The following is a 26,034-nucleotide window of genomic DNA, read 5'->3' as shown; positions in this document are numbered from 1 at the left end:
TGGCTGCTGGACCTGGCCGTGCGGGCGCTGGACGACGACGAGCACCTGGCCAAGCTCAAGGGCTGGGCCGCGGACTCCGGCGAGGGCCGCTGGACGGTCGAGGCCGCGATCGACCACGCGGTGCCGCTGCCGGCCATCACGGCCTCGCTGTTCGCCCGCTTCGCCTCCCGCCAGGACGACTCCCCGCAGATGAAGATGATCGCCGCGCTGCGCAACCAGTTCGGCGGCCACGCGGTCGAGTCCAAGTAGCCGTCGGCTCATCCCCGCAGAAGGCGAGCGCAGTACCCAGCCATGTATGTCGCGCACCTGTCGCTCGCCGACTTCCGCTCCTACGCCCGGGTCGAGGTTCCGCTCGACCCGGGCGTCACGGCGTTCGTGGGGCCCAACGGCCAGGGCAAGACCAACCTGGTGGAGGCCATCGGCTACGTGGCCACCCTGGGCAGCCACCGGGTCGCCACCGACGCCCCGCTGGTGCGCCTGGGCGCCGAGCGGGCGGTGGTGCGCACCAGCATCGTGCGCGACGCCCGGACCACCCTGGTCGAGCTGGAGCTGACCCCGGGCAAGGCCAACCGGGCCCGGATCAACCGCTCCGACAACGTCCGCCCGCGCGATGTGCTGGGCCTGCTGCGGACGGTCCTGTTCGCCCCCGAGGACCTGGCCCTGGTGAAGGGCGACCCGGGGGAGCGCCGGCGCTTCCTGGACGAGCTGCTGACCGCCCGGGCGCCCCGGCTGGCCGGGGTGCGGCAGGACTACGAGCGGGTGCTCAAGCAGCGCAACGCGCTGCTGAAGACCGCGGCGACGGCCCGCCGGGCGGGCGGCGGCAAGGCGGCCGACCTGTCCACCCTGGAGGTCTGGGACGGTCATCTGGCGCGTGCCGGTGCTGAGTTGACGGCCTTCCGGATCCACCTGGTGGCGGCCCTGCAGCCGCTGGTGGCGCAGGCGTACGGACAGCTCGCGCCCGGTGGCGGGGAGACCCTGCTGGAGTACCGCAGCTCCTTCGAGGGCGAGCTGCCCACCAGCCGGGAGCAGGCCGAGGAGCAGCTGCTGGCGGCGCTGCAGGCGGCCCGTCCGCAGGAGGTGGCCCGCGGGCTGACCCTGGTCGGCCCGCACCGCGACGAGCTGACCCTGCGGCTGGGTCCGCTGCCCGCGAAGGGCTACGCCAGCCACGGGGAGTCCTGGTCGTTCGCGCTGGCGCTGCGGCTGGCCTCGTACGAGCTGCTCAAGGCGGACGGCGGGGAGCCGGTGCTGATCCTGGACGACGTGTTCGCGGAGCTGGACGCCCGGCGCCGGGACCGGCTGGCGGAGCTGGTGGCCGGGGGCGAGCAGGTGCTGGTGACGGCGGCGGTGCCGGAGGACGTGCCCAAGGCGCTGGCGGGGGCGCGGTACGCCGTCTCGGACGGCACGGTGTCCCGTCTTGACCCGTGAGTCACGCGGACCTCGTACGCTGGACGGTCCACCGCCTGGAACCCGGGCGATCATCCACAGCCTGGGGAAAGGTGCGGGACGCATGAGCGATACGCCTGAGCTGTCGGGTGTGGACCTGGCGCGGGTGGCGCTGCGGGCGGCGAAGGAGCAGGCCAGGCAGCGCGGTGAGCAGGTGCGGGAGAAGCGCGAGGCCAAGCGGCACGGTCTGCGCAGCGGCGCCCGGGCGGACGGGCGCGACCCGGTGCCGCTGGGGGCGGCGCTGAATCGTTTGATCACCGAGCGGGGCTGGGAGGCGCCGGCCGCGGTCGGCGGGGTGATGGGCCGCTGGCCGCAGATCGTCGGGCCGGACATCTCGGCGCACTGCGTGCCCAAGACCTACGCCGAGTCCGAGGCGGTGCTCACCGTGCAGTGCGACTCGACGGCCTGGGCGACCCAGCTGCGGCTGCTGGCCCGGCAGCTGGTGGCCAGGCTCAACCACGAGCTGGGGCACGGCACCGTGAAGGTGATCAAGGTGCTGGGGCCTGACGCCCCGGTTCGGGGGTACGGGCGACTGCGGGCGCCGGGGAGCAAGGGGCCGGGCGACACCTGGGGGTGAGGTCCGAGCGGAGCTGGTTCGTCCGGAACCGCTGGCGGCCTGCGTGAGGGCTCTGAGCCCCCTGGTCGAGTATCGGGACATGTGCAGAGGGGATTCAGGGCGGCACATCTGCCCTCAGGGGCTGCCAAACGCCCCTCTCTGTCAGTCGTACCGGTAGACTGGAAGCCAAACACTGTTGCTCGTAGCAACCGAGTCGAAACGCCGTGGTCGCAGGCCCTCCGAATCAGCGGATGGCGTGCGACCCGCGCTGTGCCAGAGAGGGCGCTTCGTGGCCGATTCCGGCAACCCCAGCCAGAACCAAGACCCCACCGACCAGTCCGGCGAGAAGTCGTACGACGCCAGCAACATCACGGTGCTGGAGGGCCTCGAAGCCGTCCGCAAGCGCCCCGGCATGTACATCGGCTCGACCGGTGAGCGCGGCCTGCACCACCTGGTGTACGAGGTCGTGGACAACTCCGTCGACGAGGCGCTGGCGGGGTACGCCGACACGATCGACGTGACCATCCTGGCCGACGGCGCGGTCCGCGTCGACGACAACGGCCGCGGCATCCCGGTGGACATCGTCGCCGGTCAGGGCAAGCCCGCGGTCGAGGTCGTGCTGACCGTGCTGCACGCCGGCGGCAAGTTCGGCAACGGCGGCTACGCCGTCTCCGGCGGTCTGCACGGCGTCGGCGTCTCGGTGGTGAACGCGCTCTCCACCCGGCTGGCGATCGAGATCCACCGCGACGGCCACCGCTGGACCCAGGACTACAAGGCCGGTGCGCCGACCGCCCCGCTCGACCGCCACGAGGCGACCGAGCAGACCGGCACCAGCGTGACGTTCTGGGCCGACCCGGACATCTTCGAGACCACGGTCTACTCCTTCGAGACGCTCTCCCGGCGCTTCCAGGAGATGGCGTTCCTGAACAAGGGCCTGACCATCTCGCTGACCGACGAGCGGGCCGAGCACGCCGACGAGGAGGGCCGCCCGCTCACCGTCACGTACAAGTACGACGGCGGCATCGCGGACTTCGTCGCCCACCTCAACTCCCGCAAGGGCGACCCGATCCACCCCTCGGTGATCGACTTCGAGGCGGAGGACAAGGACAAGGCGATCTCGGTGGAGATCGCGATGCAGTGGAACTCCTCGTACACCGAGGGGGTCTACTCGTTCGCCAACACCATCCACACCCACGGCGGCGGCACCCACGAGGAGGGCTTCCGCGCGGCACTGACCGGCCTGGTCAACCGCTACGCGCGGGACAAGAAGCTGCTCCGCGAGAAGGACGACAACCTCTCCGGCGAGGACATCCGCGAGGGTCTGACCGCGATCATCTCGGTCAAGCTCGGCGAGCCCCAGTTCGAGGGCCAGACCAAGGACAAGCTGGGCAACACGGAGGCCAAGACCTTCGTCCAGAAGGTGGTGCACGAGCAGCTGAACGACTGGCTGGACCGGCACCCCAACGAGGGCTCGGACATCATCCGCAAGTCGATCCAGGCGGCCACCGCCCGGGTCGCGGCCCGCAAGGCCCGGGACCTGACCCGGCGCAAGGGCCTGCTGGAGAGCGCCTCGCTGCCGGGCAAGCTGAGCGACTGCCAGTCCAAGGACCCGGCCGAGTGCGAGATCTTCATCGTCGAGGGTGACTCCGCCGGCGGCTCGGCCAAGCAGGGCCGTGACCCGCGCACCCAGGCGATCCTCCCGATCCGCGGCAAGATCCTGAACGTCGAGAAGGCCCGGATCGACAAGGTGCTGCAGAACACCGAGGTCCAGGCGCTGATCTCGGCCTTCGGCTGCGGCATCCAGGAGGACTACGACGAGTCCAAGCTCCGCTATCACAAGATCGTGCTGATGGCCGACGCCGACGTCGACGGACAGCACATCAGGACCCTGCTGCTCACCCTGCTGTTCCGCTTCATGCGGCCGCTGGTGGAGTCGGGGTACGTGTACCTGGCGATGCCCCCGCTGTACAAGATCAAGTGGGGCCGGGACGACTTCGAGTACGCCTACTCGGACCGCGAGCGCGACGCGCTCATCGCGGCCGGGGTCGAGGCCGGCCGCCGGCTGCCGAAGGACGACGCCATCCAGCGCTTCAAGGGTCTCGGCGAGATGAACGCCGAGGAGCTGCGCGTCACCACCATGGACGTCGCCCACCGGCTGCTGCTCCAGGTCACCCTGGAGGACGCGGCCCGGGCCGACGACCTGTTCTCCGTCCTGATGGGCGAGGACGTGGAGGCCCGCCGGTCCTTCATCCAGCGCAACGCCAAGGACGTCCGGTTCCTGGACGTGTGACGACCCCCGCGGTCATCCACGTCCCAGGCCCCGCGTGAAAGGAAACTGACCAGCAGTGGTCGACGACAACCGTCCTGACGGCGACGAGCAGTCCGAGGACACCCCCAGCCAGGGCACCGTCCGGATCGAGCCGATCGAGCTCGAGACCGAGATGCAGCGCTCCTACCTCGACTACGCGATGAGCGTGATCGTCAGCCGCGCGCTGCCCGAGGTCCGCGACGGCCTCAAGCCGGTGCACCGCCGGGTGCTGTACGCGATGTACGACGGCGGCTACCGGCCCGAGAAGGGCTACTACAAGTGCGCCCGCGTGGTCGGCGACGTGATGGGCAACTACCACCCGCACGGCGACACCTCGATCTACGACACCCTGGTGCGCCTCGCCCAGACCTGGTCGATGCGGATGCCGCTGGTCGACGGCAACGGCAACTTCGGTTCCCCGGGCAACGACCCGGCCGCCGCTATGCGGTACACCGAGTGCAAGATGATGCCGCTGGCCATGGAGATGATGCGGGACATCGACGAGGAGACCGTCGACTTCGCCGCCAACTACGACGGCCGCCAGCAGGAGCCGACCGTCCTGCCGGCCCGCATCCCCAACCTGCTGATCAACGGCGCCACCGGCATCGCGGTCGGCATGGCCACCAACATCCCGCCGCACAACCTGCGCGAGGTCGCCTCCGGCGCGCTGTGGGCGCTGGAGAACCCCGAGGCCTCCAACGAGGAGCTGCTCGAGGCCCTGGTCGAGCGGATCAAGGGCCCGGACTTCCCGACCGGTGCGCTGATCGTCGGCCGCCGCGGCATCGAGGAGGCCTACCGGACCGGCCGCGGCTCGATCACCATGCGCGCGGTGGTCGAGGTCGAGGAGATCCAGGGCCGCCAGTGCCTGGTGGTCACCGAGCTGCCGTACCAGGTGAACCCGGACAACCTGGCGCTCAAGATCGCGGACCTGGTCAAGGACGGCCGGGTGGCCGGCATCGCCGACGTCCGCGACGAGTCCTCCTCCCGGACCGGCCAGCGCCTGGTCGTCGTGCTCAAGCGCGACGCCGTCGCCAAGGTCGTGCTGAACAACCTCTACAAGCACACCGACCTGCAGACCAACTTCGGCGCCAACATGCTGGCCCTGGTCGACGGCGTGCCCCGCACGCTCTCGCTGGACGCCTTCATCCGGCACTGGGTCAACCACCAGGTCGAGGTCATCGTCCGCCGGACCACCTTCCGGCTGCGCAAGGCCGAGGAGCGCGCGCACATCCTGCGCGCCCTGCTCAAGGCCCTGGACCAGATCGACGCGGTGATCGCGCTGATCCGGGCCTCGGAGAGCGCCGACGCCGCCCGCAGCGGCCTGATGAACCTGCTCCAGATCGACGAGCTGCAGGCCAACGCGATCCTGGAGATGCAGCTGCGCCGGCTCGCCGCCCTGGAGAGCGCGCGCATCCTGAGCGAGCACGACGAGCTGCAGGCGAAGATCAACGAGTACAACGCGATCCTCGCCTCCCCCGCCCGCCAGCGGGAGATCATCTCCGAGGAGCTCACCGCGATCGTCGAGAAGTACGGCGACGAGCGGCGCTCCACCCTGATCCCCTCCGACGGCGACCTCTCGATCGAGGACCTGATCGCCGAGGAGAACATCGTCGTCACGATCACCCGCGGCGGCTACGTCAAGCGCACCCGCTCCGACCTCTACCGCTCGCAGAAGCGCGGCGGCAAGGGCGTGCGCGGTGCGCAGCTGAAGCAGGACGACATCGTCGACCACTTCTTCGTGACCACCACGCACAACTGGATCCTGTTCCTCACCAACAAGGGCCGGGTCTACCGCGCCAAGGGCTACGAGCTGCCGGACGCCGGCCGCGACGCCCGCGGCCAGCACGTCGCCAACCTGTTGGCCTTCCAGCCGGAGGAGCACATCGCCCAGGTGATGGCGGTGCGCACCTACGAGGACAAGCCGTACCTGGTGCTCGCCACCCGCAACGGCCTGGTCAAGAAGTCCCGGCTGAAGGACTACGACTCGCCGCGCTCCGGCGGCCTGATCGCGATCAACCTGCGACAGGACGAGGACGGCCGGGACGACGAGCTGATCGGTGCCGAGCTGGTCTCCGCCGAGGACGACCTGCTGCTGATCTCCAAGAAGGCGCAGTCGATCCGCTTCACCGCCACCGACGAGGCGCTGCGGCCGATGAGCCGGGCCACCTCGGGCGTGAAGGGCATGTCCTTCCGCGAGGACGACGAGCTGCTGTCGATGAACTCGATCCGGCCGGACACCTTCGTCTTCACCGCCACCGATGGCGGCTACGCCAAGCGGACCTCGGTCGACGAGTACCGTGTGCAGGGACGTGGTGGTTTCGGTATCAAGGCGGCGAAGATCGTCGAGGGCCGGGGCTCGCTGGTCGGGGCACTGGTCGTCGAGGAGACCGACGAGATCATGGCCATCACGCTCTCCGGTGGCGTGATTCGGACCCGGGTTTCCGAAGTCCGTGAAACCGGACGTGACACGATGGGCGTCCAACTGATCAACCTCGGAAAGCGCGACGCGGTGGTGGGCATGGCCCGCAACGCGGAGGCGGAGGACGAGGAGACCTCGGAGGACGAGGCAGCCGGGGCCGTGGCCCAGGCGCCCGCCGCCGAGGACGGCACGACGACGGAGGGTGGCGCGGCCGACCAGGCCTGACCTCCCACCCGCGGTCCGGTGCCCGCCCCAGCCGGGGACGGGCACCGGACCGCGCACCGGCGGCGGCCAGACGGCCGCGGCCGGACCGGAAGCGATGACCAGGGCGGACCGCCGACCTGGCGGGAACTGCAGGAGGACCAGGGTGAGTGGAGCCACGGGTGCTGGAGGTGCCACGGGCGGGCTGCCGGGCGGCACGCCGTACGGCGGAGTGCCGCCCCGTCCGACCGAGCACCCGGCGGCGGCCTCCACCTCGCTGATGCCGCCGGTCGGTGCAGCCGGGCAGGCCGGCACCGCGGGATACGGCGGCCAGCCGGCGGCCGCCCCGCAGGGCGGCGCGGCCGCGGACGGCTTCTCCACGCCGACCACGTACGCCAAGGGGCAGCCGACCCCGGCCCGCGGCACCCGGGTCCCGCCCGGCGCCGCACGCCGTCCCGGCACTCCCCCGGCGGCGCAGGGCGGCATCCGCACCCGCAAGGCGCGGCTGCGGATCACCAAGGCCGACCCCTGGTCGGTGATGAAGGTCAGCTTCCTGCTGTCGCTGGCGGTCGGCGTGATCATGATCGTCGCGGCCGCGGTGCTCTGGATGACCCTGGACGGCCTCGGCGTCTTCGACTCGCTGAGCAGCACCCTGAGCGACGTCACCGGCAACGACAGCGCCGGCAGCTTCAACCTGATGGACTACATCGGCTTCGGCCGGGTCATGATGTTCACCATCCTGATCTCGGTGGTGGACGTGGTCCTGATGACCGCGCTGGCCACGCTGTCGGCGTTCATCTACAACACCGCGGCCGGCTTCACCGGCGGTATCGAGCTGACCCTGGCCGAGGAGGACTGACACCCGGTCACCCGCGCGGAATCGACGGGCCCCGAAGGCTGTTCCAGCCTTCGGGGCCCGTCGGCGTCGGTACCCGCGTTCGGGTGACGGCGGCCGCCCCGCCAGCGTGCCGCCGGGACCGCCCGCGGGCGCCCGTGGATAAGTGGACCGGGTTGGCGGACACGGGGATTAGCCCCCGCGCCGACCGGGCAGCCATTGTCACCGGCGCAGCGTCGCGCCGGCACGGCGGCACGGTGGAGAACGCAAGCGGTGGAGCTGTTACGGCTGGTCGGAGGCCCGTCATGGCTGAGGTCGCAACACAACTGATCGGTGCGGTGGAGGGGCTGCTCGGGGTGCGGCTCCCGCTGCGGATCCAGGGCTGGGACGGCAGTGTCGCCGGACCACCGGGCGCGCCCACCCTGGTGCTGCGCAGCCGCCGGGCCGCCAGACGGCTGCTCTGGCAGCCCGGCGAGCTGGGCCTGGCCCGCGCCTACGTCTCCGGCGACCTCGAACTCGCCCCGGACACCGACCTCTACGAGGTGCTGTCCGTCGTCGCGGAGCTCGCCGAGCATCCCCGGATCCGCCAGCTCGACCTCGGCGTCACCGATGTGTTCGGGCCGCACGGCCGCGAACTGCTCGCCACCCTGGTCCGGATCGGCGCCGTCGGCCCGCAGCCCGCCCCGCCGCCCGAGGAGGCCGTCCGCCCCCGCGGGCGCCTGCACAGCCGCCGCCGGGACCGGGCCGCGATCAGCCACCACTACGACGTCGGGAACGACTTCTACCGCCTCGTGCTGGGCTCCAGCATGGTCTACTCGTGCGCCTACTGGACGCCCGAGGCGAAGAGCCTGGAGGACGCCCAGGAGGCCAAGCTCGACCTGATCTGCCGCAAGCTGGGCCTGCGTCCCGGGATGCGGCTGCTCGACGTGGGCTGCGGCTGGGGCTCGCTGGTGCTGCACGCGGCCCGGCACTACGGCGTCACGGCGGTCGGGGTGTCCATCTCCGTCGAACAGGTCGAGCTGGCCCGAGGCCGGGTCGCCGAGGCCGGACTGGGCGACCGGATCGAGATCCGGCTGCAGGACTACCGGGAGGTCCCCGACGGGCCCTTCGACGCGATCTCCAGCGTCGGCATGGCCGAGCACGTCGGGTCCGCCCAGTACCTGACCTACGCCACCGGCCTGTACGGCCTGCTGGCCCCCGGCAGCCGGCTGCTCAACCACCAGATCGCCCGGCGCCCGGAGCTGCCCGGCGAGCGGTACCGGCCGAGCCCGTTCATCGACCGGTACGTCTTCCCCGACGGCGAGCTGTCCCCGGTGGGCAGCACGGTCGGGCTGCTGGAGGACGCGGGCTTCGAGGTACGGGACGTGGAGTCGCTGCGCGAGCACTACGGCCTGACGCTGCGCGAGTGGGTGGCCAACCTGGAGGCGCACTGGCCGGAGGCGGTCCGGCTGGTCGGCCGGGGCCGGGCCCGGGTCTGGCGGCTCTACATGGCGGCCTCGGCGCTGGCCTTCGAGCAGAACCGGATCGGGATCAACCAGGTGCTCGCCGTCCGCACCACCTCCGTCGGCCGCAGCGGCCTGCCGGCCACCCGCGGCCAGTGGCTGGCAGCCGCGCCCGGCCCGGCCGGCGACCCTGAGCTGCACCGCTCCGCACCCGCCCCCGAGGGGGCCGCGGATACGGATTTGGGAGATCGGCGCTCGGTCCGCTAATCTTTCAGTGCGGCAAGGGCCTATAGCTCAGACGGTTAGAGCGCTTCCCTGATAAGGAAGAGGCCACAGGTTCAAGTCCTGTTAGGCCCACCTGCAAAGAAGGCCCCGGTCACCCAGTGACCGGGGCCTTCTGCTCTTCCTGCTCCGAGATCGGCAATGTTGCACGGCCCGCCCTGCCGGTCTCCGAGTGGCGCTCGTCACACGGGCCGGCCGGGCGCCGGGGGAGGGAGCAGGGCGATGGGGTCGGAACCGACGGGGGCCACCGATAGTGCTCGCGAGGACCGCGACTACGTGGCCGAGGTCGAACGGGGCGAGCGGGTGGCCCGCTGGGGCCTCGCGGTGAGCGGCGTGGTGGCCGCGCTGATCGCCGGAGCCGTGGTGCTGGCTGCTGGTCCTCGTCGTGACGGTCGGCGGCGTACTGGTCTTCGTGGACCGGTAGCAGTGCCGGTCCGCCCGGGGCCGTGACCTCCGGCGCGGAGGCTCGTTGGACAGGATGCGCAGAGGCATCTTGGAATGGGCGACTCGAAACTCCTGTGAAGTCGGGGATAGCCGGTCGACGGGACCGGTCATTGGATCTGTGGACGTGTGCGACCTCTGTTCCGGCCGGCGGAAGTCCGGCCCCGTACGCCCCGGGTGACGTGGCGGTCCACGATCCACTCCGACCATGGAGGGCATTCCCGTGTCCATGGAATCCGTCGTGCTCGAATCCCCGACGCTGCGCCGCGAGCTCGGCCGGCAGCTCGAGGGCCGCACCGAGGCGCTCGACAAGGTCAAGGCGCTCACCCTGCTCCCGGACGGTCTGCACGTGACCGTCCGGATGGCCGCCGACTACTTCGAGGTGGGCGAGGAGGTCATCCGGCAGCTGCTGGTCCGCCACCGCAAGGAGCTGGCGGCCAGCGGCGCGCGCGTGCTCCGAGGCGCTGACCTGGAAACTTTTAAGAGTGACACGATGTCACTCTTTTCCGGAAGTTATCCACAGGCCCGTTCGGGGCTCACCGTCCTGCCCCGGCGGGCCGTGCTGAACGTGGCGATGCTGCTGCGGGACAGCGAGGTCGCCCGGGCCGTGCGGCAGGAGTTGCTGGACGCCGCCGAGGGCCACTGGCGGGCCGGGGAGACCGGTCCGTGGGTCCGGGCGTTCCGGGCCCGGCCGCGGCCGTGGAGCGGGCTGCGCTGGGACGAGTACGAGCGCACGGTGGCCGACCCGGCGGCCCGGGAGTGGCAGCGCCGGATCGACGGGGAGCACCCGTTCGACCCGGTGGAGCTGCGGCTGCTCTCGATCGAGCGCCGGCTCGACGCCGGCGACCGGGTGATCGCGGCGATCGGGCAGCGGCTCTGCCGGCACGGTGACGACCTGCGGGCGGTCCGCGAGGACCTGCGGGTCCTGCGGCTGGACGTGACCGTCCAGCGCGGGCGCCGGCGGCGGTAGGCCGTCACGGGGCCGGTGCGGTGCGCGGCTGCCGCACCGGCCCTTCCGTCCCCCGCGGCGGGCGCGCAGGATGGGGGGTGGTGTCCGGCGAGGAGGAGGATCCGGTGGCGGTGTTCTGGGCGATGAGCATCCCCGGTCTGGTGTGCGCGTTGGTCCTGGTGGGCATCGTCGACCAGCTCGCCCTGCGTGCCAGCCGGACCCGGTGGATCCCCTGGCGCGGTACCGGCCGCGAGGGTCAGATCTCGGCGACCGGGTTCGAGCAGCTGCACGCCCAGTTCGCGGCCGGCAAGCAGCACGAACTGGACCAGCGGGGCTCGACCCTGATGCTGCGGGACGAGGAGGGCGAGGGTGCCCCGCCACGGACCAGGATCGATCTGGTGGCCGGAACGGCGGTGGTACGCCCTGCGCAGGCCGGCCGGGCACACCGTACGACAGAAGGCGCGGCGTCAATCATGGGTTCGGATCGGCCGGTTGGACCGGGCACTGGCAGCTCTTGAACGGGTTACCGGTGTGTATCATCGGCCGCAAGGCGGTCTCCAGCCCGACCGCTGGTTCGTGCTCGTACACCAAAGGGTTCGTGGGTGGTGCCTCCCGGTCGGGAAGGCGGGCCGGCGTTCCGATACTGCAAGCAAGAAGGACGAGGTCCCGCGGTGAAGAAGCTCCTCCTGGTCGCCCTGGTCGCCCTCGGCGGCTTCTTTGTCTACCGTCAGGTCCAGGCGGACCGCGCCGAGCAGGACCTGTGGACCGAGGCCACCGACCCGGTCCCGGCCGGCCGCTGAGGCCGCAGACGATCTTCCGGAGGCCGCCCGGCGGCCTCCCTCGGGTCGGTCCCGGCATTCCCGCCGGGGCCGGTCCGCGCTCCTCGGAGCGCACACCGGGCGGCGCTGCCCTCCCGCGCGGGATTCGCCGCGGGAGCAGGTACGCTTATGCCCAGTGCCCGGGGCTTTAGCTCAGTTGGTAGAGCGCTGTCTTTGCATGGCAGATGTCAGGAGTTCGAATCTCCTAAGCTCCACAGTTCGAAACGGCCGCCGACCTGTCCGTCAGGTCGGCGGCCGTTTCGCGTCTCCGGGCCGCGGGGCGCCGGGCCGGAGGCGGTGGCTCAGTGCGGTTTGCGCGGGTCGTGCGGCTTCGGGCGTTCGTCGCCGGGCTTCGGCTCGGCCGGGCCGGGGTGCGGGGCGCCGTCGGCGGCCGACGGGTCGGCCGGGCGGTGGTGCGGGCCGCCCGAGGCGCCCGCCGAAGAGCCCGTCGGGGTCGACCCGTTGACCAGCGTGGCGTCGCCGTCGGCCGGTGCGGGTGCGGAGCCGGCCGCGCCGGTGGCCGCGCCGCCGGACTGCGGCGCCGGGGGTTCGACCAGCCACTCGGGGTTGCTCTGCTTGCGGTACCACTGCCAGATCAGCACGCCGCTGCCGATGGCCACGGTGCCGGCCACCGCGAGACCGGTGGCCCAGCCGTGCCGGTTCTCCTTCTTGATGTTCTTCGCCGCCAGATCGCTGATCTCGGACGCCGTCACGTGCCCCTGCAGGGCGGTCAGCGCCGCGGTGCCCCTGGTGTGGGCCTCCTGGGCCAGTGGGGTGACGGTGGCCTTGGCCGTACCGACCGCCTCGGTGACCTTGGGGACCAGTGTGGTCCTGGCCTGCTGGCCCGTCCTGGCCGCGGCCAGCTTGGCCGCCAGCGCGGCCTCCTGGGCGCGGTGCACGGCCTTGAGCGTGGTCTGCTGGGCGCCCGGGGGGAGACCGGCGAATGCGTGCTCCAGCTGCGGTGCGAGGTGCTTGGTGTACTGGGTGCGGGCGGCGTGCGCGGCGTCGGCGGCGCCGGTCCTGGCCTGGGCGCCGGCGGCCGCCGCCATCGGACCGAGCGCCTCGATCCGGGGTGCGAGCAGCTGCTTCGCCCCGTCGGCGTAGTACAGGGCGGTCTCCTTGGCGGTGACGGCGTACGGCGTGAGGGTTTCCTTCGTCCGGCCGGCGGTGTCGCGCGCTGAGTCCAAACGGGTCACGAGCTTCTCCTCCTCGGTGGCATCCTTTATGCACCTTTCCACCTGTTTGGAGATCATGCATGCTGTTCTGTCGCCGAGCACGCCGGGCTGAGCCGTCCGCGGGTCGCGTGGGATGATTCATGGTGTTAGTGACACTGGAGAGAGGAAGGCATTCCGTGGCCGAGGACCTGACCGCCACCCTGAAGACCAACCGCGGTGACATCGTGGTCAAGCTCTTCCCGAACCACGCCCCGAAGACGGTGGCGAACTTCGTGGAGCTGGCCGAGGGCGCTCGCGAGTGGGTCGACCCCAACACCGGCCAGAAGTCGAACGCGCCGCTGTACGACGGCACGATCTTCCACCGCGTCATCGGTGACTTCATGATCCAGGGCGGTGACCCGCTGGGCACCGGTACCGGTGGCCCGGGCTACAAGTTCGCCGACGAGTTCCACCCGGACCTCGCGTTCACCAAGCCGTTCCTGCTCGCCATGGCCAACGCCGGCCCGGGCACCAACGGTTCGCAGTTCTTCATCACGGTCACGCCGACCACCTGGCTGACCAACAAGCACACCATCTTCGGCGAGGTCGTCGACCCGGCCAGCCAGGCCATCGTCGAGCAGATCTCCAAGGCGCCCACCCGCCCGGGCGACCGCCCGCTGGAGGACGTCGTGATCGAGTCCGTGGTCATCACCCGCGGCTGAGCCGGTACGGCGTAGCCTGGACGGTCCCGGCGCCCCCTTCGCGGTGGGCGGCCGGGATCCGTCATGAGGTGGAGGTACCGGATGCTTTCCGGCTCGTCCGAAGGCCCGGAGCCAGGTCAGGGGCCGGGGTCCGGCAGCGGCGGCGGCCTGCGCGGCTGCTACCGGCATCCGGAGCGGGAGACCGGCGTGGCCTGCACGCGCTGCGGCCGGCCGGTCTGCCCGGAGTGCATGACCGCCGCCGCGGTGGGCTTCCAGTGCCCGGAGTGCGTGGGCGCCGGGGCGCGGCCGCAGCGGCCGGTCTCCGCCCGCCCGGGCGGCCGGGCCCTGGTGGCGGGCGCGCCGGTGACGGCCGCGCTGGCCGGGCTGAACGTCCTGGTCTTCCTGTTCACCCAGTACCTGGCGCCGGCCTGGCAGCAGCGGCTCGGGCTGTACAGCTACGTGCCGGTGCCCGGGCTGTCGATCGGCGTGGCCGAGGGCCCCGACCAGTGGTACCGGCTGCTGACCGCGATGTTCGTGCACGCGGGCTTCGCACACCTGGCGACCAACATGGTCAGCCTGCTGGTGCTCGGACCGCCGCTGGAACGGGCGCTGGGCCGGGGGCGGTTCCTCGGCCTGTACCTGCTCTCGGGGCTGGCCGGCAACGCGCTGGCGTTCCTGGTGTCCGGCGGCGCGCTCTACTCGGTGGGGGCCTCCGGGGCGATCTTCGGGCTGCTGGGGGCGACGGTGGTGCTGGTGCACCGCAACCGGGCGCCGATGGGGCCGGTGGTGGCGCTGCTGGTGTTCAACCTGGTGGTGACGTTCTCGCTGAGCTGGATCGACTGGCGGGCGCACATCGGCGGCCTGGTGGCGGGCGGCGTCATGGCGGTGGGGCTGGTGTACGCCCCACGGGGGCACCGCGGGCTGGTCCAGGGGTTGACGGCGGCGGGCCTGCTGGCGCTGGTGCTGGTGACCCTGGTGCTGGGGACGGCCCGGCTCGGCGGGTAGTTGTCCACAGTGGGCGTGCGGGTGTGCACAGCGGGTGTGCACAGCCGTTCGGGGGGGTCTGGTCTACGCGCGTCCAGCTGGGAATTCGATAGCCGTTCCGGGCTGTTCGAGCGGGTTGCCGCCGGTGAGTTATCCACAGGCGGGACGGACTTTTCCCCAGTGTGGATAACTGTGTGGATAAACAGATGGTCGGGCTACGTCCGGGCGTGCCGAAACACCGCCCCGGGATCACTCCGAGGCGGTGCCGGGCCGGACGGGAGGGCGGCCGTGGCCTACTTCCACTGGGTGGAGACGCCGAAGCCCGCCGCGATGAAGCCGAAACCGGCCAGAATGTTCCAGTTGCCCCAGCTCGCCACCGGCCAGCCGCCACTGGTCACGTAGTACGTGACGATCCAGACCAGGCCGATCAGGAAGAACGCCAGCATGAGCGGGGCGACCCAGCTCCGGCCTGAGCTGATCTTCACCGCGGTCGCCGAGGACGGCGGGGTGTACTCGTCCTTCTTGCGGACTCGGGACTTCGGCACGAGGGACTCTCCTGTCGATGCGCTGTGACCGCGCGGGGTGCAGCGGGAAAGCGGGCGGCTGTGGGAGCCGGATCCGTACGGGAGGCCGTCGGCCGGCACGCACGCGGGGAACCCCGTCGTCGTGCCGGGACCAGCACTCCGCACATGCCACCGGCGTCCGTTAGCGTAGTGGCTCGCCGGGTCTTAAGGAGATAAGGGTACGGTGCCGAATTCCACGATTCCCCCAGAGCCCGGCTCCGTGCGCCCCGGCCGGACCCGAATTGTCGGACGTGCCCTGACCTGCGCCGTCTTCGCACTCGCCGGACTGCTCTTCTACATCAGCGCCCAGACCGCCCAGGGCACCGATCTGCGCACCGACAACTCGCTGCTCAAGCTCAGCGACGTGATACGCGAGCGCAGCGCGCAGAACCAGCAACTGCAGGCCCAGGTCGGCGAGCTCCAGGACCGCACCGACGCCTTCGCCCAGCAGCAGGGCGGACCCGCCGACACCCAGCGGCTCGACGCGCTCCAGCAGGCCGCCGCCCTGGAGACGCTGCGCGGTCCCGGGCTGACGGTCACCCTCAACGACGCCCCGCCGAACGCCACCGCCCGGATCCCCGGCGTCCCCGAGCCGGACGTCAACGACCTGGTCATCCACCAGCAGGACATCCAGGCCGTGGTAAACGCGCTGTGGCGGGGCGGCGCCGAGGGCATCCAGGTGATGGACCAGCGGCTGATCTCGACCAGCGCGGTGCGCTGCGTCGGCAACACCCTGCTGCTCCAGGGCCGGGTCTACTCCCCGCCGTACGTGATCAAGGCGGTCGGGAAGACCGACGCGCTGCGCTCCGCCGTCGACACCGACCCGGCGATCCGCCGCTACCTGCAGTACGTGGTCGCGTACGGCCTCGGCTGGAAGGTGCAGGAGAACACCGACCTAACGCTGCCCGGCTACGCCGGCTCCGCCGACCTGCGCTCGGCCGAGGGCCAGTAGGGCCGCGGCTGCCGGGAACCGGAGCCCGCCCCGCCGTTGTCCACCCCGGTATAAGCGCGATACGGAACCGGGTGGCGGTCTACTCTGGTTCCCGACCTGAACCTCGCGAGGAGCACCATGTACGGCTGGATCTGGCGGCACCTGCCGGGCAACACCCTGATCCGGGCGGTCATCACGCTGCTGCTGGTGCTCGGGATCGTCTACGTCCTGTTCCGGTACGTCTTCCCGTGGGCCGAGCCGCTGCTCCCGTTCGGTAACGTCACCGTCGATGAGGGCGGTACCGGCTGACGCCGGGCCACACACCGTCACCCCTGCCTGCCCGACTCTGCATCAGGAGTAGTGCGATGACCTCCGGCCGCCCGCCCCGGATCCTCGTGGTCGACAACTACGACAGCTTCGTCTTCAACCTCGTCCAGTACCTCTACCAGCTCGGCGCCACCTGCGAGGTGGTCCGCAACGACGAGGTGACGGCCGACCACGCGGTGCTCCGCGACGGCGACCGCGGCTTCGACGGGGTGCTGCTCTCCCCCGGACCCGGCACCCCGGAGGAGGCCGGGATCTGCGTCGACATGGTGCACCGCTGCGCGCAGATCGGGCTGCCGGTCTTCGGGGTCTGCCTGGGCCTGCAGTCGATCGCGGTCGCGTACGGCGCGGTGGTCGGACGGGCGCCGGAGCTGCTGCACGGCAAGACCTCCGAGGTGACCCACGAGGACGGCGGGGTCTTCGAGGGGCTGCCCTCGCCGATGACCGCCACCCGGTACCACTCGCTGGCGGTCGACCCGGCCACCGTCCCGGACACCCTGGTGGTCACCGCCCGCACCGACAGCGGCGTAATCATGGGCCTGCGCCACCGCGAGCTGCTGGTCGAAGGAGTGCAGTTCCACCCGGAGTCGGTGCTCACCGAGGGCGGCCACCGGATGCTGGCGAACTGGCTCGCCGAGTGCGGCTTCGCCGAGGCGGTGGGCCGGTCGGCCGGCCTCGCGCCGGTGATCGGACGGGGCTGAGCGGGTGACGGCGGTGCGCCCGGAGGGGAACACGCAGCGGGCCGGCGACGGCGGCGAACCGGGGGACTGGGGCGTCTACGAGGCCCCCGACGGCTACGGCTCGACCGAGCGGTACTGGCAGTCCGGGCCCGGTCCGGCGGGGCCGGACGCGCCGGGGCGCCCCCGGGGACCGCAGCCCGCACCGCCGGACGGCGGCCGGGTGCCGGCCGCCGAGCGGACCATGAACCTGAAGGCCGCGAGCCCGGGCCACGGCCGGGTGCCGGCGGCCGAGCGGACCATGAACCTCCGGGTGATCCCGCCCGAGGCGCCCGACGGGGCCGCGGCCGACGGCTACGCGGAGGAGGACGGCGACCGCCAGGCGGGCCGCCGCGCCGAGGGCCGGGGAGCGCTGGGCCCGGGCACCGGCCGGCGCCGGGCGACCGGGCCGCGCCGCGGTCCCAAGCCGCGGCCCAAGGAGTCCAAGCTGGTGGTGGCCTCCCGGATGGTCGGCGAACTGTTCATCACGCTCGGCCTGGTGATGCTGCTCTTCGTCGCGTACCAGCTGTGGTGGACCAACGTGGAGGCCGACGCGGCCGCCGACGGCACCCGCAGCCAGCTGGAGCAGCAGTGGGCCCAGCCCCAGCAGCCCGCCACCGGCACCGAGGCGCCCAAGGACCCGGGCAAGTTCGAACCCGGCCAGGGCTTCGCCATCGTCTACATCCCCAAGCTGGACCTGAAGTACCCGATCGCCGAGGGCACCCAGAAGCAGCAGGTGCTGGACAAGGGCCTGGTCGGCCACTACACCGGCACCGCGATGCCGGCCGACAAGACCGGCAACTTCGCCATCGCCGCGCACCGGACCACCCACGGGCAGCCGTTCCGCAAGATCGGCCAGCTCAAGCCGGGTGACAAGATCGTGGTGGAGACCTCGACCACGTACTACACGTACGAGGTCGCGGGCGGCATCCCGGAGACCCCGCCGAACAACGTCACGGTGCTCCAGCCGGTCCCCAAGGGGTCGCCGTTCACCCAGCCGGGCCGCTACATCACGCTGACGACATGCACGCCGGAGTTCAGTGCCCGGGGACGGCTGATCGTCTTTGGCAAGATGACGGGGGAACAGCCGAGGAGCCAGGGCCAGCCCGCCGCGCTCACCGGTTAGCCACTGACGGGCGGAGGCCGGTACCGATGGGTTCTGCGTTCAGGGATGCGGACGCCCTCAGCCGGCTACGGCCGGTCGGCGGCCGGCGCCGCGGCCGCGGGACCAGGGCGCTCGGGGTGGCGGGTGAACTGCTGATCACCGCCGGCCTGGTGCTGGCCCTGTTCCTCGGGTACTCGCTGTGGTGGACCGATGTGGTCGCCGACCGGGAGGCCGGGCAGGCCGCCGGCCGGCTGCGGCAGAGCTGGTCCGCTCCGGCGCCCGCCCCGGACCCCGCCGAGCCCGCCCCGCCCCGCTACGAGGCCGGGGACGGCCTCGGCTTCCTGCACGTGCCCGCGATGGGCCGGGACTACCAGGTGCTGATCCGGCCGGGCACCGACCCCGGGACCCTGGACGAGGGCGTCGCCGGGGTCTACCAGGAGCCGTACCGGGCGGCGATGCCGTGGGCGGACAGCGGCAACTTCGCCCTGGCCGCCCACCGCGACGGCCACGGCGCCAGGTTCCACGACCTCGACAAGGTGGCGGTCGGCGACGCGGTCGTGGTGGAGACCAGGGACAGCTGGTACGTCTACCGGGTGGCCGGGACGCTGGAACAGACCTCCAAGTTCGACACCGGGATCATCGCGCCGGTCCCCGAGCGGTCCCCGTTCACCACCGCCGGCCGCTACATCACCCTCACCACCTGCACGCCGGTGTACACCTCGCGCTACCGGATGGCGGTGTGGGGCGCCCTGGTCCGGGTGGATCCGGTGGACTCCCGCCGGACCCCGCCGCCGGAACTGCGCTGAGTGCGCGCCGAGCCGCGGAAGGTTCGCCGGTAGGCAGCGGGGGAGACCCCGAGCGAGGCCGTCAGGTGCTGGCGCAGCGAGGCGGCGCTGCCGAAGCCCGAGCGCTCGGCGACCTGGTCGACCGGCAGGTCGCTGCTCTCCAGCAGCCCGGTGGCCAGGCCCAGCCGCTGGGCGGTCAGCCACTGGCCCGGGGTCTGGCCGGTCTCGGCCAGGAAGCGCCGGCTGAAGGTCCGCACGCTCATCCGGGCCTGCGCCGCCAGCTCGGCCAGCTGGATCGGCCGGTGCAGCTCGTGCAGGGCCCAGTCGCGGGCGGCCGCGGTGTCGGAGCCGGTCGGCGGCGGCACCGGACGCTCGACGAACTGGGCCTGCCCGCCCTCCCGCCAGGCGGGCACCACGCAGCGGCGGGCGGCCCGGGCCGCGACCTCGCTGCCGTGGTCCCGGCGGATCAGGTGCAGGCACAGATCGAGCCCGGCGGCGGCGCCGGCGGAGGTCAGCACGTCGCCGTCGTCGGTGAACAGCACCCCGGGGTCGAGCCGGGTGGCCGGGAACAGCTCCCGGTAGCGCTCGGTGTGGAACCAGTGCGTGGTGGACGGGCGCCCGTCCAGCAGGCCGGCGGCGGCCAGGACGAACGAGCCGGTGCAGATCGACACCCAGCGGGTGCCCGGGCGGACCAGGGCGAAGGCCTCGGCGAGACCGGGCGGCAGGACCCCGTTCAGCACCGAGGGGTGGTAGCTGGGCGCCACCACGACGGTGTCGGCGGTCGCCAGCACGCCGGCGTCGTGCTCGACGGCGATCGAGAAGTCGGCGTTGGTGGGCACCGGGCTCCCGTCCGGGCTGCAGGTGCTGACCCGGTACAGCGGGCGGCCGTCCAGGCCGTAGGCCAGGCCGAACACCTTGGCGGGGATGCCGAGCTCGAAGGGGATGACACCGTCCAGGGCGAGAACCACGACTGAGTGCATGGCCAGATCCTCTCACTTGGCGTCCATCCGGCCACTCGTTCCGTTGAATCCTCGGTCGCAGGATGGTGAGCGACAGTGGACCGAGCGTAGGAGCGGGGCAATGGCTCAGATGATGACGGTGATCACCCAGGCCGGGCTGGGCGGCCCGGAGGTGCTGCAGCCGGCCGAGCGGGAGCGCCCGGTACCCGGCGCCACCGAGGTGCTGGTCCGGGTGCACGCGGCCGGGACCAACCCGACCGACTTCAAGACCCGGGCGACGGGCGGCCTGCTGCGGGCCGAGCCGCCGTTCGTGCTCGGGCACGACGTCTCGGGCGTGGTGGAGGCGGTCGGCTGGGGCGTCACGCTGTTCGAGCCCGGCGACGAGGTCTACGGGATGCTCGACTACCCGCACCTGCACGGCGGCTACGGCCAGTACGTGACCGCCCCGGCCCGACGCTTCGTCCCCAAGCCCGCGGCCCTCTCCCACCCGCAGGCCGCCGCACTGCCACTGGTCGCACTGACCGCCTGGCAGGCGCTGGTGGACCGGGCCGGCCTGCGGCCCGGGCAGCGGGTCCTGGTGCACGCGGCGGCCGGCGGCGTGGGCCACGTGGCCGTCCAGATTGCCAAGGCGCTCGGCGGGTACGTGATCGGGACGGCCGGCGCAGCCAAGCACGAGTTCGTCCGCGGGCTCGGCGCCGACGAGGTGATCGACTACGCCGCCGTCGACTTCGCCACCGCGGTCGGTGAGGTCGACGTGGTCATCGACGCGGTCGGCGGCGACTACAGCGAGCGCTCGCTGCCGGTCGTCCGCGACGGCGGCACGCTGGTCTCGCTCACCACCCCGGCCGCCGACGCCCTGAGGCCCGCCGCGGCCGAACGCGGCATCAGGGCCGGCTTCCTGCTGGTCGAACCGGACCGGGCCGCCCTGCTGGCCGTCGCCGACCTGGCCGCCACCGGACGGCTCAGGGCGGAGGTGGGCACCGTGCTGCCGCTGGCGGAGGCCGCCAAGGCCCACGAACTGCTGGAGTCCGGCCGGACGGTCGGCAAGATCGTGCTGGACGTCACCGGGTGACGTGGTGACCGGGTGGCGTGGTGGCCGCGTGACCGGGTGACATCCGGTCGGATTCGACCCGGGACGGCCCAAGGAAGGCCGCCCCGGGTCGAACTGACGTACCGGCTGGGATTCGAGTCTCCGCCGTCCCGCGCGGTCGTTGTGCCTGATATGACGAACGCGAACGAAGCCCCGGCCCGGTTCGACTTCCAGGGGCACGGGGTCAGGGTGGTCACGGTCGACGGCGAGCCGTGGTGGGTGGCGGCGGATGTCTGCGCGGTCCTGGAGATCACCAATCCGCGCGACACCCTGAGGAAGACCCTCGACGAGGACGAGAAGGGGGTAGCTACTGTCTACACCCCCGGCGGTGACCAGCAGGTTTCCGTCATCAACGAGCCCGGGCTGTACTCACTGGTGCTCCGCTCCCGCAAGCCGCAGGCGCGGGCCTTCAAGCGGTGGATCACCCACGAGGTGATCCCGGCGATCCGCCGCACCGGCCGCTACACGGTGGACGCGGAACCCGGCCCGCAGGCGTTCCCGGAGGCGGTCCAGTTCTTCCGGCTGGTCGCGCAGGCCGCGGCGGCCGCCTTCGGCGCCGAGGCCCGGGCCGCGGTTACGGCGGCGATGGGCGCCAACGCCCGGGCGGTCGAGGGGCTGGACGAGCGGATCACCCGGCTGATCGACGTGGTGGAGCGGTCGGACGGCGGCCACCGGGTGCCACCGCAGCGCGCGGCGGTCCGGCCGGCCCCCGAGGAGGAACCCATCCGGCACGGCGTCATTCCCGAGGACGCGCTGACCTTCGACGCCCTGGCGGAACTGCTGGCCCTGGAGACCGGACACCGGGAGCTGAGCCGCAACGGACTGCTGCGGACCGCGTGCGACGCGGGCCTGCTGCGCCGGCTCTCCGCCCCGTACAGCGGGTACACCATCACCGACGCCCGGCTCGCCGCGCTGATCCGGGTCCGCCGGATCGGCGGAGCCGCTTACGGGTGGCCGAGCGTCCAGCACCACCAGCCGCTGGTGCTGCCGCAGGGCGTCGCCATCATGCGGCAGCTGGCGCTGCAGGAGATCGGCCGGGACGCGCGGTAGTGCCGCGCGGGAGTGCCGCCCGCGGCACGGGTGCCCGGACACGCCGGAGGGGGCCGTGCGCGGTGCACGGCCCCCTCGGTGGCGGAGCGTCAGTTGCCGCCCGGTGACTGGCCGCCCCTGTCGCCGGGGCGGGTCCAGAGCTTGACCACGGTGTTCGGGTCGACCGGGGTGCCGGACTGCGGGTCACTGGTGAGCACGACCGCGTTGTCGTCCTGCGGGCCGGCCACCACGTTCGGCGTCAGACCCACGGCCTTCAGTGCGTCGAAGGCCTGCTTGTAGGTCTTGCCCTGCAGGATCGGGACGTTGACCTTGTCGGGCGCCTTGAAGACCGTCAGCGTCACCTTGGAGCCCTTGGCCGCCTTGGTGTTGGCCGGCGGGTTCTGGCTGGCCACCATGCCGATCTTGGTCGGGTCGTTGGTGGGGGTGGTCTTCACGTCGACCGTGAAGTTCTGCGCCTCGAGCGTGGCCGTCGCCGCGTCCTGGGGCTGTCCGGTGACGCCCGGCACCGGGACCTTGCCCTGGCCCTGGGAGACCGTCAGTGTGACGGTCGCCCCGGCGGGCGCCTTGCCGGCGGCCGGGCTCTGCGAGATGACGCTGTCCTGCGGCGTGCTGTCGTCGGTCTTGTAGACCGGGTTGGCGACCACGAAGCCGGCCTTCTGCAGCGCGGCGGTGGCCTCGGCGAGCGACTTGCCGCTGAAGTCGGCCAGGTCGACCGCGGCCGGGCCGGAGGAGAGCTGGACCTTGATCACCGTGTTGGTGGCGATGGAGGTGCCGGCCGGCGGGTCCTGGGTGCAGACCTGATCCTTCTGGATCTTGGTGTCCGGGCAGGCGACCGGGTCCCCGGCCTGGACGGTCAGGGTCGAGCTCTGCGCCTTGGCCGCGTTCTGGGCCTCGGCCAGGGTCTTGCCGGTCAGGGTCGGGGAGGTGGTCTTGCCGCCCGCGCTGTCGCCGGTCTTCACCATCGCCTGGACCACGAAGAAGGCACCGACCAGGACCAGCACCGCCGCCACGGCGAGGATGATCCACGAGGTGTTGTTCTTCTTCGGCGGCTCCTCGCGGCGGCGCCCGCCGCCGCTGTAGCCGTCGTCGTAGCCGCCGTTGTTCCCGCCGCCGTAGCCGTCCTCCTGCGGCGGGTAGCCGTAGCCGCCCTGCGCGTTGCCGACCTGCGGCAGCATCGTGGTCGGACCGGCCGCGCCGTGCTGGGGGAGCAGGTTGGTCTGGCCGTACGGATCGTACTGGGCGCCGCCCTGGTCGTAGCCGTAGCCCGCGGCGCCCATGCCGTAGGCGGCCTGCTGGGCGGCGGCGACCGGGAGGCCGTCGAGGAAGCGCTCGATGTCGTCGCGCATCTCGTCGGCGCTCTGGTAGCGGTAGTCCCGCTCCTTGGCGAGCGCCTTTAGCACGATCGCGTCGATCTCCGGGCGGACCTCGGGGTCGTACGCGGACGGCGGCTGGGCCTCCTCGCGGACGTGCTGGTACGCGACCGCGACCGGGGAGTCGCCGACGAACGGCGGCCGCACGGTCAGCAGCTCGTAGAGCAGGCAGCCGGTGGAGTACAGGTCGGAGCGGGCGTCGACGGTCTCGCCCTTGGCCTGCTCCGGGGAGAGGTACTGGGCGGTGCCGATGACGGCCGAGGTCTGGGTCATCGTCATGCCGGCGTCGCCCATCGCCCGGGCGATGCCGAAGTCCATGACCTTGACGTTGCCCTGGCGGGTGAGCATCACGTTGGCGGGCTTGATGTCGCGGTGGACGATGCCGGCCCGGTGCGAGTACTCCAGCGCCTGGAGGATGCCGATGGTCATCTCGAGCGCGCGCTCGGGCAGCAGCCGGCGCCCGGAGTGCAGCAGCTCGCGCAGGGTGGACCCCTCGACGTACTCCATCACGATGTACGGGATGGAGATGCCGTCGATGTAGTCCTCGCCGGTGTCGTACACGGCGACGATCGCGGGGTGGTTGAGGGAGGCCGCGGACTGCGCCTCGCGGCGGAACCTGGCCTGGAAGGACGGGTCTCGGGCCATGTCGGCACGGAGGGTCTTCACGGCGACCGTACGGCCGAGCCGGGTGTCATGGGCGAGGTAGACCTCGGCCATGCCGCCGCGCCCGAGGACGCCGCCGAGCTCGTACCTGCCGCCGAGGCGACGAGGCTCTTCCATAGTTCCGACCCTCTCCCCCACCGGTCGGTGAGGATGTGACGTAGGTGTCCCCGCACGCTCTGAAAGACGCATCCGGAGCCCGCGCTGGTTTCGCGGTCCCGGCCCACGGCCCGGGCCGTGGGTGTGCGGCGGGCAGACCCGCTGCTTGCGGATACGCTACCGGGCCAACCTCGGTGAGCCGGGCGAGCCCGCCAGCTGAGACCAGACCGGTATCGACCGGGACCGTCCCATTGTGACAATCTCCGGGTAAAAGCGGGCGGGGTCGGACTTGGTCGATCGTCACACGACTTTTTTGAGCCGTCCGTCCGGCGGGCCGTTACTTGTTGACCACGGCCTCCATGACCGACTTGGCGATCGGTGCGGCGATCGAGCCGCCGCTGATCTCGTTCCGCTCGGCCGCGCCGTCCTCGACCACCACCGCGACGGCGACCTGCTTGCCGTCGGCGCCCTTGGCGTAGGACATGAACCAGGCGAACGGTAGACCGCTGTTGTCCTGGCCGTGCTGGGCGGTACCGGTCTTGCCGCCGACCGTGGCGCCGTTGATCTTCGCCTTGGTGCCGGTGCCGTTCTGCACCACGCTCTCCATCAGCTGCTGGAGCTTCTGCGCGGTGGCCGGGCTGACCGCCTGGCTGAGCTGGTGCTCGGTGTGGTTGGAGATCACGTCGAGGTTGGCCGAGCGCTCCTGGGCGATCAGGTAGGGCTGCATCAGGCTGCCGTTGTTGCAGATCGCCGCGGCGACCATGGCCATCTGCAGCGGGGTGGCCCGGGTGTCGTGCTGGCCGATGGCGTCCATCGCGGTGCCGTCGGGGCTGGAGTTGGACGGGAAGACGCTGGTGACCGCCCGGATCGGGGTGTCGATCTTGCCGTTGTTGAAGCCGAACTTCTCCGCCTGCGCCCGCAGCTTGTCCTTGCCGAGGTCGGCGCCCATCTTGCCGAAGACGGTGTTGCAGGACAGGTCCATCCCGTGCTCCACCGTGGCGTTCTCGCAGTCCTCGGTGGCGCTGGCGTTCTTCAGCTCGGTGTTGGTGCCGGGCAGGATGAACGGCTTCGGGGTCTGGGTGGCGTCGTCGACGTTCTTGTACAGCCCGGTCTCGAACGCGGTGGCGGCGGTGATCAGCTTGAAGGTCGAGCCGGGCGGATAGGTCTCGCGCAGCGCCCGGTTCAGCATCGGCTTGTTCGGGTCGTTGTTGAGGTCCGTCCAGGCCTTGGAGTCCTCCTTGCCGCCGCCCGAGAAGGTGCCCGGGTCGTAGGACGGCGTGGAGACCAGCGCCAGGATCGCGCCGGTGCGCGGGTCGATCGCGACCGCGGCGCCCTTCTTGTCGCCCAGCCCCTCGAAGGCGGCCTTCTGCGCCTTCGGGTCGATCGTGGTGACGACGTCCCCGCCCTTCTTCTGCTCACCGGTGAGCATGTCGAGGGTGTTGCGGAAGAACAGCCGGGAGTCGGTGCCGGCCAGCACGCCGTCCTCCAGCTGCTCCAGCTGGCTGGTGCCGAAGGACTGCGAGGAGTAGCCGGTGATCGGCGCGTACATCGGGCCGTCGATCCAGCTGCGCTTGTACTTGTAGCGCAGACCGTTGACGAAGTCGGAGTTGGTGACCGGCTGGCCGCCCGCGATGATGTTGCCGCGCGGGTAGGCGTACCGGTCGTACTTGTTCCGGTCGTTGTGCTTGTTGCTCGCCCACGCCTCGGCCTGGACACCCTGCACCCAGTTGACGCGGACCATCAGGGCCAGGATCAGGACCAGACAGAAGATCGAGACCCGGCGGATCGGTTTGTTCACGGGACGGATCCCCTCCGGTTCTCCGGTGTCGGTGGGCCTGGCTCGGCCGAT

At 71.7% G+C, this 26,034-nt stretch carries 23 protein-coding genes, 2 tRNA genes and 1 pseudogene; 21 read left to right on the top strand and 5 right to left on the bottom strand.

The features are described from left to right. The 12 genes and pseudogenes from AB0D08_RS18640 to AB0D08_RS18585 form a co-directional block, all read left to right on the top strand. Positions 1–249: pseudogene (locus AB0D08_RS18640) on the top strand (6-phosphogluconate dehydrogenase); the annotation flags it as partial. Between the two features lie 42 nt (positions 250–291). Beyond that, positions 292–1,425, top strand: coding sequence for a DNA replication/repair protein RecF (gene recF, locus AB0D08_RS18635; RefSeq protein ID WP_359889969.1), 1,134 nt, complete (start codon positions 292–294; stop codon positions 1,423–1,425). An 82-nt stretch (positions 1,426–1,507) separates the two neighbouring features. Beyond that, positions 1,508–2,020, top strand: coding sequence for a DciA family protein (locus tag AB0D08_RS18630; protein ID WP_033822855.1), 513 nt, complete (start codon positions 1,508–1,510; stop codon positions 2,018–2,020). Between the two features lie 268 nt (positions 2,021–2,288). Next, entirely contained in the window at positions 2,289–4,289 is a 2,001-nt protein-coding gene (gene gyrB / locus AB0D08_RS18625) for a DNA topoisomerase (ATP-hydrolyzing) subunit B (protein WP_199520425.1), read from the top strand. Positions 4,290–4,413: 124 nt separating this feature from the next. Further along, on the top strand, positions 4,414–6,951 hold the full coding sequence (gene gyrA / locus AB0D08_RS18620) for a DNA gyrase subunit A (protein WP_051813458.1): 2,538 nt from the start codon (positions 4,414–4,416) through the stop codon (positions 6,949–6,951). Between the two features lie 142 nt (positions 6,952–7,093). Then, positions 7,094–7,786 carry a DUF3566 domain-containing protein gene (locus tag AB0D08_RS18615; protein ID WP_359889965.1) on the top strand — a complete coding sequence of 231 codons (693 nt, stop codon included), beginning with the start codon at positions 7,094–7,096 and terminating at the stop codon, positions 7,784–7,786. Between the two features lie 281 nt (positions 7,787–8,067). After that, entirely contained in the window at positions 8,068–9,471 is a 1,404-nt protein-coding gene (locus AB0D08_RS18610) for a cyclopropane-fatty-acyl-phospholipid synthase family protein (RefSeq protein ID WP_359889964.1), read from the top strand. Positions 9,472–9,487: 16 nt separating this feature from the next. After that, positions 9,488–9,561: transfer RNA gene (locus tag AB0D08_RS18605), tRNA-Ile, on the top strand. Positions 9,562–10,156: 595 nt separating this feature from the next. Next, positions 10,157–10,897 (top strand): hypothetical protein, encoded by a 741-nt coding sequence (locus tag AB0D08_RS18600; RefSeq protein WP_033822852.1) that lies wholly within the window; start codon positions 10,157–10,159, stop codon positions 10,895–10,897. An 80-nt stretch (positions 10,898–10,977) separates the two neighbouring features. Beyond that, on the top strand, positions 10,978–11,394 hold the full coding sequence (locus AB0D08_RS18595) for a DUF6191 domain-containing protein (RefSeq protein WP_359889961.1): 417 nt from the start codon (positions 10,978–10,980) through the stop codon (positions 11,392–11,394). A 153-nt stretch (positions 11,395–11,547) separates the two neighbouring features. Continuing rightward, a complete protein-coding gene (locus AB0D08_RS18590; RefSeq protein WP_014137031.1) occupies positions 11,548–11,676 on the top strand; it encodes a DLW-39 family protein in 129 nt (42 codons plus the stop codon). A gap of 160 nt (positions 11,677–11,836) precedes the next feature. After that, positions 11,837–11,909, top strand: a tRNA-Ala gene (locus AB0D08_RS18585). Positions 11,910–11,996: 87 nt separating this feature from the next. Here AB0D08_RS18585 and AB0D08_RS18580 read toward each other — a convergent pair. Continuing rightward, positions 11,997–12,890: a DUF5324 family protein gene (locus AB0D08_RS18580; protein ID WP_051813453.1), complete on the bottom strand. Its 894-nt coding sequence runs from the start codon at positions 12,888–12,890 to the stop codon at positions 11,997–11,999. Positions 12,891–13,045: 155 nt separating this feature from the next. On the opposite strand from AB0D08_RS18580, the gene AB0D08_RS18575 reads away from it, so the two are divergent. Together AB0D08_RS18575 and AB0D08_RS18570 are read left to right on the top strand one after the other, a co-directional pair. Next, a complete protein-coding gene (locus AB0D08_RS18575) occupies positions 13,046–13,570 on the top strand; it encodes a peptidylprolyl isomerase (RefSeq protein ID WP_033822851.1) in 525 nt (174 codons plus the stop codon). Between the two features lie 81 nt (positions 13,571–13,651). Continuing rightward, complete coding sequence (locus AB0D08_RS18570; protein WP_359889958.1) at positions 13,652–14,554, top strand: rhomboid family intramembrane serine protease; 903 nt, start codon at positions 13,652–13,654, stop codon at positions 14,552–14,554. A gap of 272 nt (positions 14,555–14,826) precedes the next feature. Here the strand turns inward: AB0D08_RS18570 and crgA are convergent, their stop codons facing one another. After that, the gene (crgA, locus tag AB0D08_RS18565) at positions 14,827–15,078 is read right to left on the bottom strand and encodes a cell division protein CrgA (protein ID WP_033820434.1); all 252 of its coding nucleotides are present in this window, start codon (positions 15,076–15,078) and stop codon (positions 14,827–14,829) included. Between the two features lie 238 nt (positions 15,079–15,316). On the opposite strand from crgA, the gene AB0D08_RS18560 reads away from it, so the two are divergent. From AB0D08_RS18560 to AB0D08_RS18540, 5 genes are all read left to right on the top strand, one after another. Next, positions 15,317–16,048 carry a DUF881 domain-containing protein gene (locus tag AB0D08_RS18560; RefSeq protein ID WP_233289024.1) on the top strand — a complete coding sequence of 244 codons (732 nt, stop codon included), beginning with the start codon at positions 15,317–15,319 and terminating at the stop codon, positions 16,046–16,048. A 117-nt stretch (positions 16,049–16,165) separates the two neighbouring features. Continuing rightward, the gene (locus AB0D08_RS18555; RefSeq protein ID WP_033820433.1) at positions 16,166–16,336 is read left to right on the top strand and encodes a hypothetical protein; all 171 of its coding nucleotides are present in this window, start codon (positions 16,166–16,168) and stop codon (positions 16,334–16,336) included. Positions 16,337–16,392: 56 nt separating this feature from the next. Next, the gene (locus tag AB0D08_RS18550; RefSeq protein ID WP_033820432.1) at positions 16,393–17,052 is read left to right on the top strand and encodes an aminodeoxychorismate/anthranilate synthase component II; all 660 of its coding nucleotides are present in this window, start codon (positions 16,393–16,395) and stop codon (positions 17,050–17,052) included. A 13-nt stretch (positions 17,053–17,065) separates the two neighbouring features. Further along, positions 17,066–18,193 carry a class E sortase gene (locus tag AB0D08_RS18545; protein WP_359889954.1) on the top strand — a complete coding sequence of 376 codons (1,128 nt, stop codon included), beginning with the start codon at positions 17,066–17,068 and terminating at the stop codon, positions 18,191–18,193. A 26-nt stretch (positions 18,194–18,219) separates the two neighbouring features. Continuing rightward, entirely contained in the window at positions 18,220–18,978 is a 759-nt protein-coding gene (locus AB0D08_RS18540; RefSeq protein WP_359889951.1) for a class E sortase, read from the top strand. Here AB0D08_RS18540 and AB0D08_RS18535 read toward each other — a convergent pair. Then, complete coding sequence (locus tag AB0D08_RS18535) at positions 18,897–19,937, bottom strand: helix-turn-helix domain-containing protein (RefSeq protein ID WP_082526481.1); 1,041 nt, start codon at positions 19,935–19,937, stop codon at positions 18,897–18,899. The genes AB0D08_RS18540 and AB0D08_RS18535 overlap by 82 nt on opposite strands. 100 nt (positions 19,938–20,037) lie before the next feature. On the opposite strand from AB0D08_RS18535, the gene AB0D08_RS18530 reads away from it, so the two are divergent. Both AB0D08_RS18530 and AB0D08_RS18525 read left to right on the top strand, forming a co-directional pair. Next, positions 20,038–20,988: an NADP-dependent oxidoreductase gene (locus tag AB0D08_RS18530; protein ID WP_359889948.1), complete on the top strand. Its 951-nt coding sequence runs from the start codon at positions 20,038–20,040 to the stop codon at positions 20,986–20,988. A 150-nt stretch (positions 20,989–21,138) separates the two neighbouring features. Next, the gene (locus AB0D08_RS18525; RefSeq protein ID WP_359889945.1) at positions 21,139–22,056 is read left to right on the top strand and encodes a Bro-N domain-containing protein; all 918 of its coding nucleotides are present in this window, start codon (positions 21,139–21,141) and stop codon (positions 22,054–22,056) included. Positions 22,057–22,145: 89 nt separating this feature from the next. Here the strand turns inward: AB0D08_RS18525 and pknB are convergent, their stop codons facing one another. Then, on the bottom strand, positions 22,146–24,206 hold the full coding sequence (pknB, locus tag AB0D08_RS18520; protein WP_033820253.1) for a Stk1 family PASTA domain-containing Ser/Thr kinase: 2,061 nt from the start codon (positions 24,204–24,206) through the stop codon (positions 22,146–22,148). Between the two features lie 316 nt (positions 24,207–24,522). Next, complete coding sequence (locus AB0D08_RS18515) at positions 24,523–25,983, bottom strand: penicillin-binding protein 2 (RefSeq protein WP_359889942.1); 1,461 nt, start codon at positions 25,981–25,983, stop codon at positions 24,523–24,525. Positions 25,984–26,034 lie beyond the last annotated feature (51 nt).

The organism is Kitasatospora sp. NPDC048540 (assembly GCF_040651175.1).
Taxonomy (GTDB): domain Bacteria; phylum Actinomycetota; class Actinomycetes; order Streptomycetales; family Streptomycetaceae; genus Kitasatospora.
This window is presented reverse-complemented; position numbering and strand designations above follow the sequence as displayed.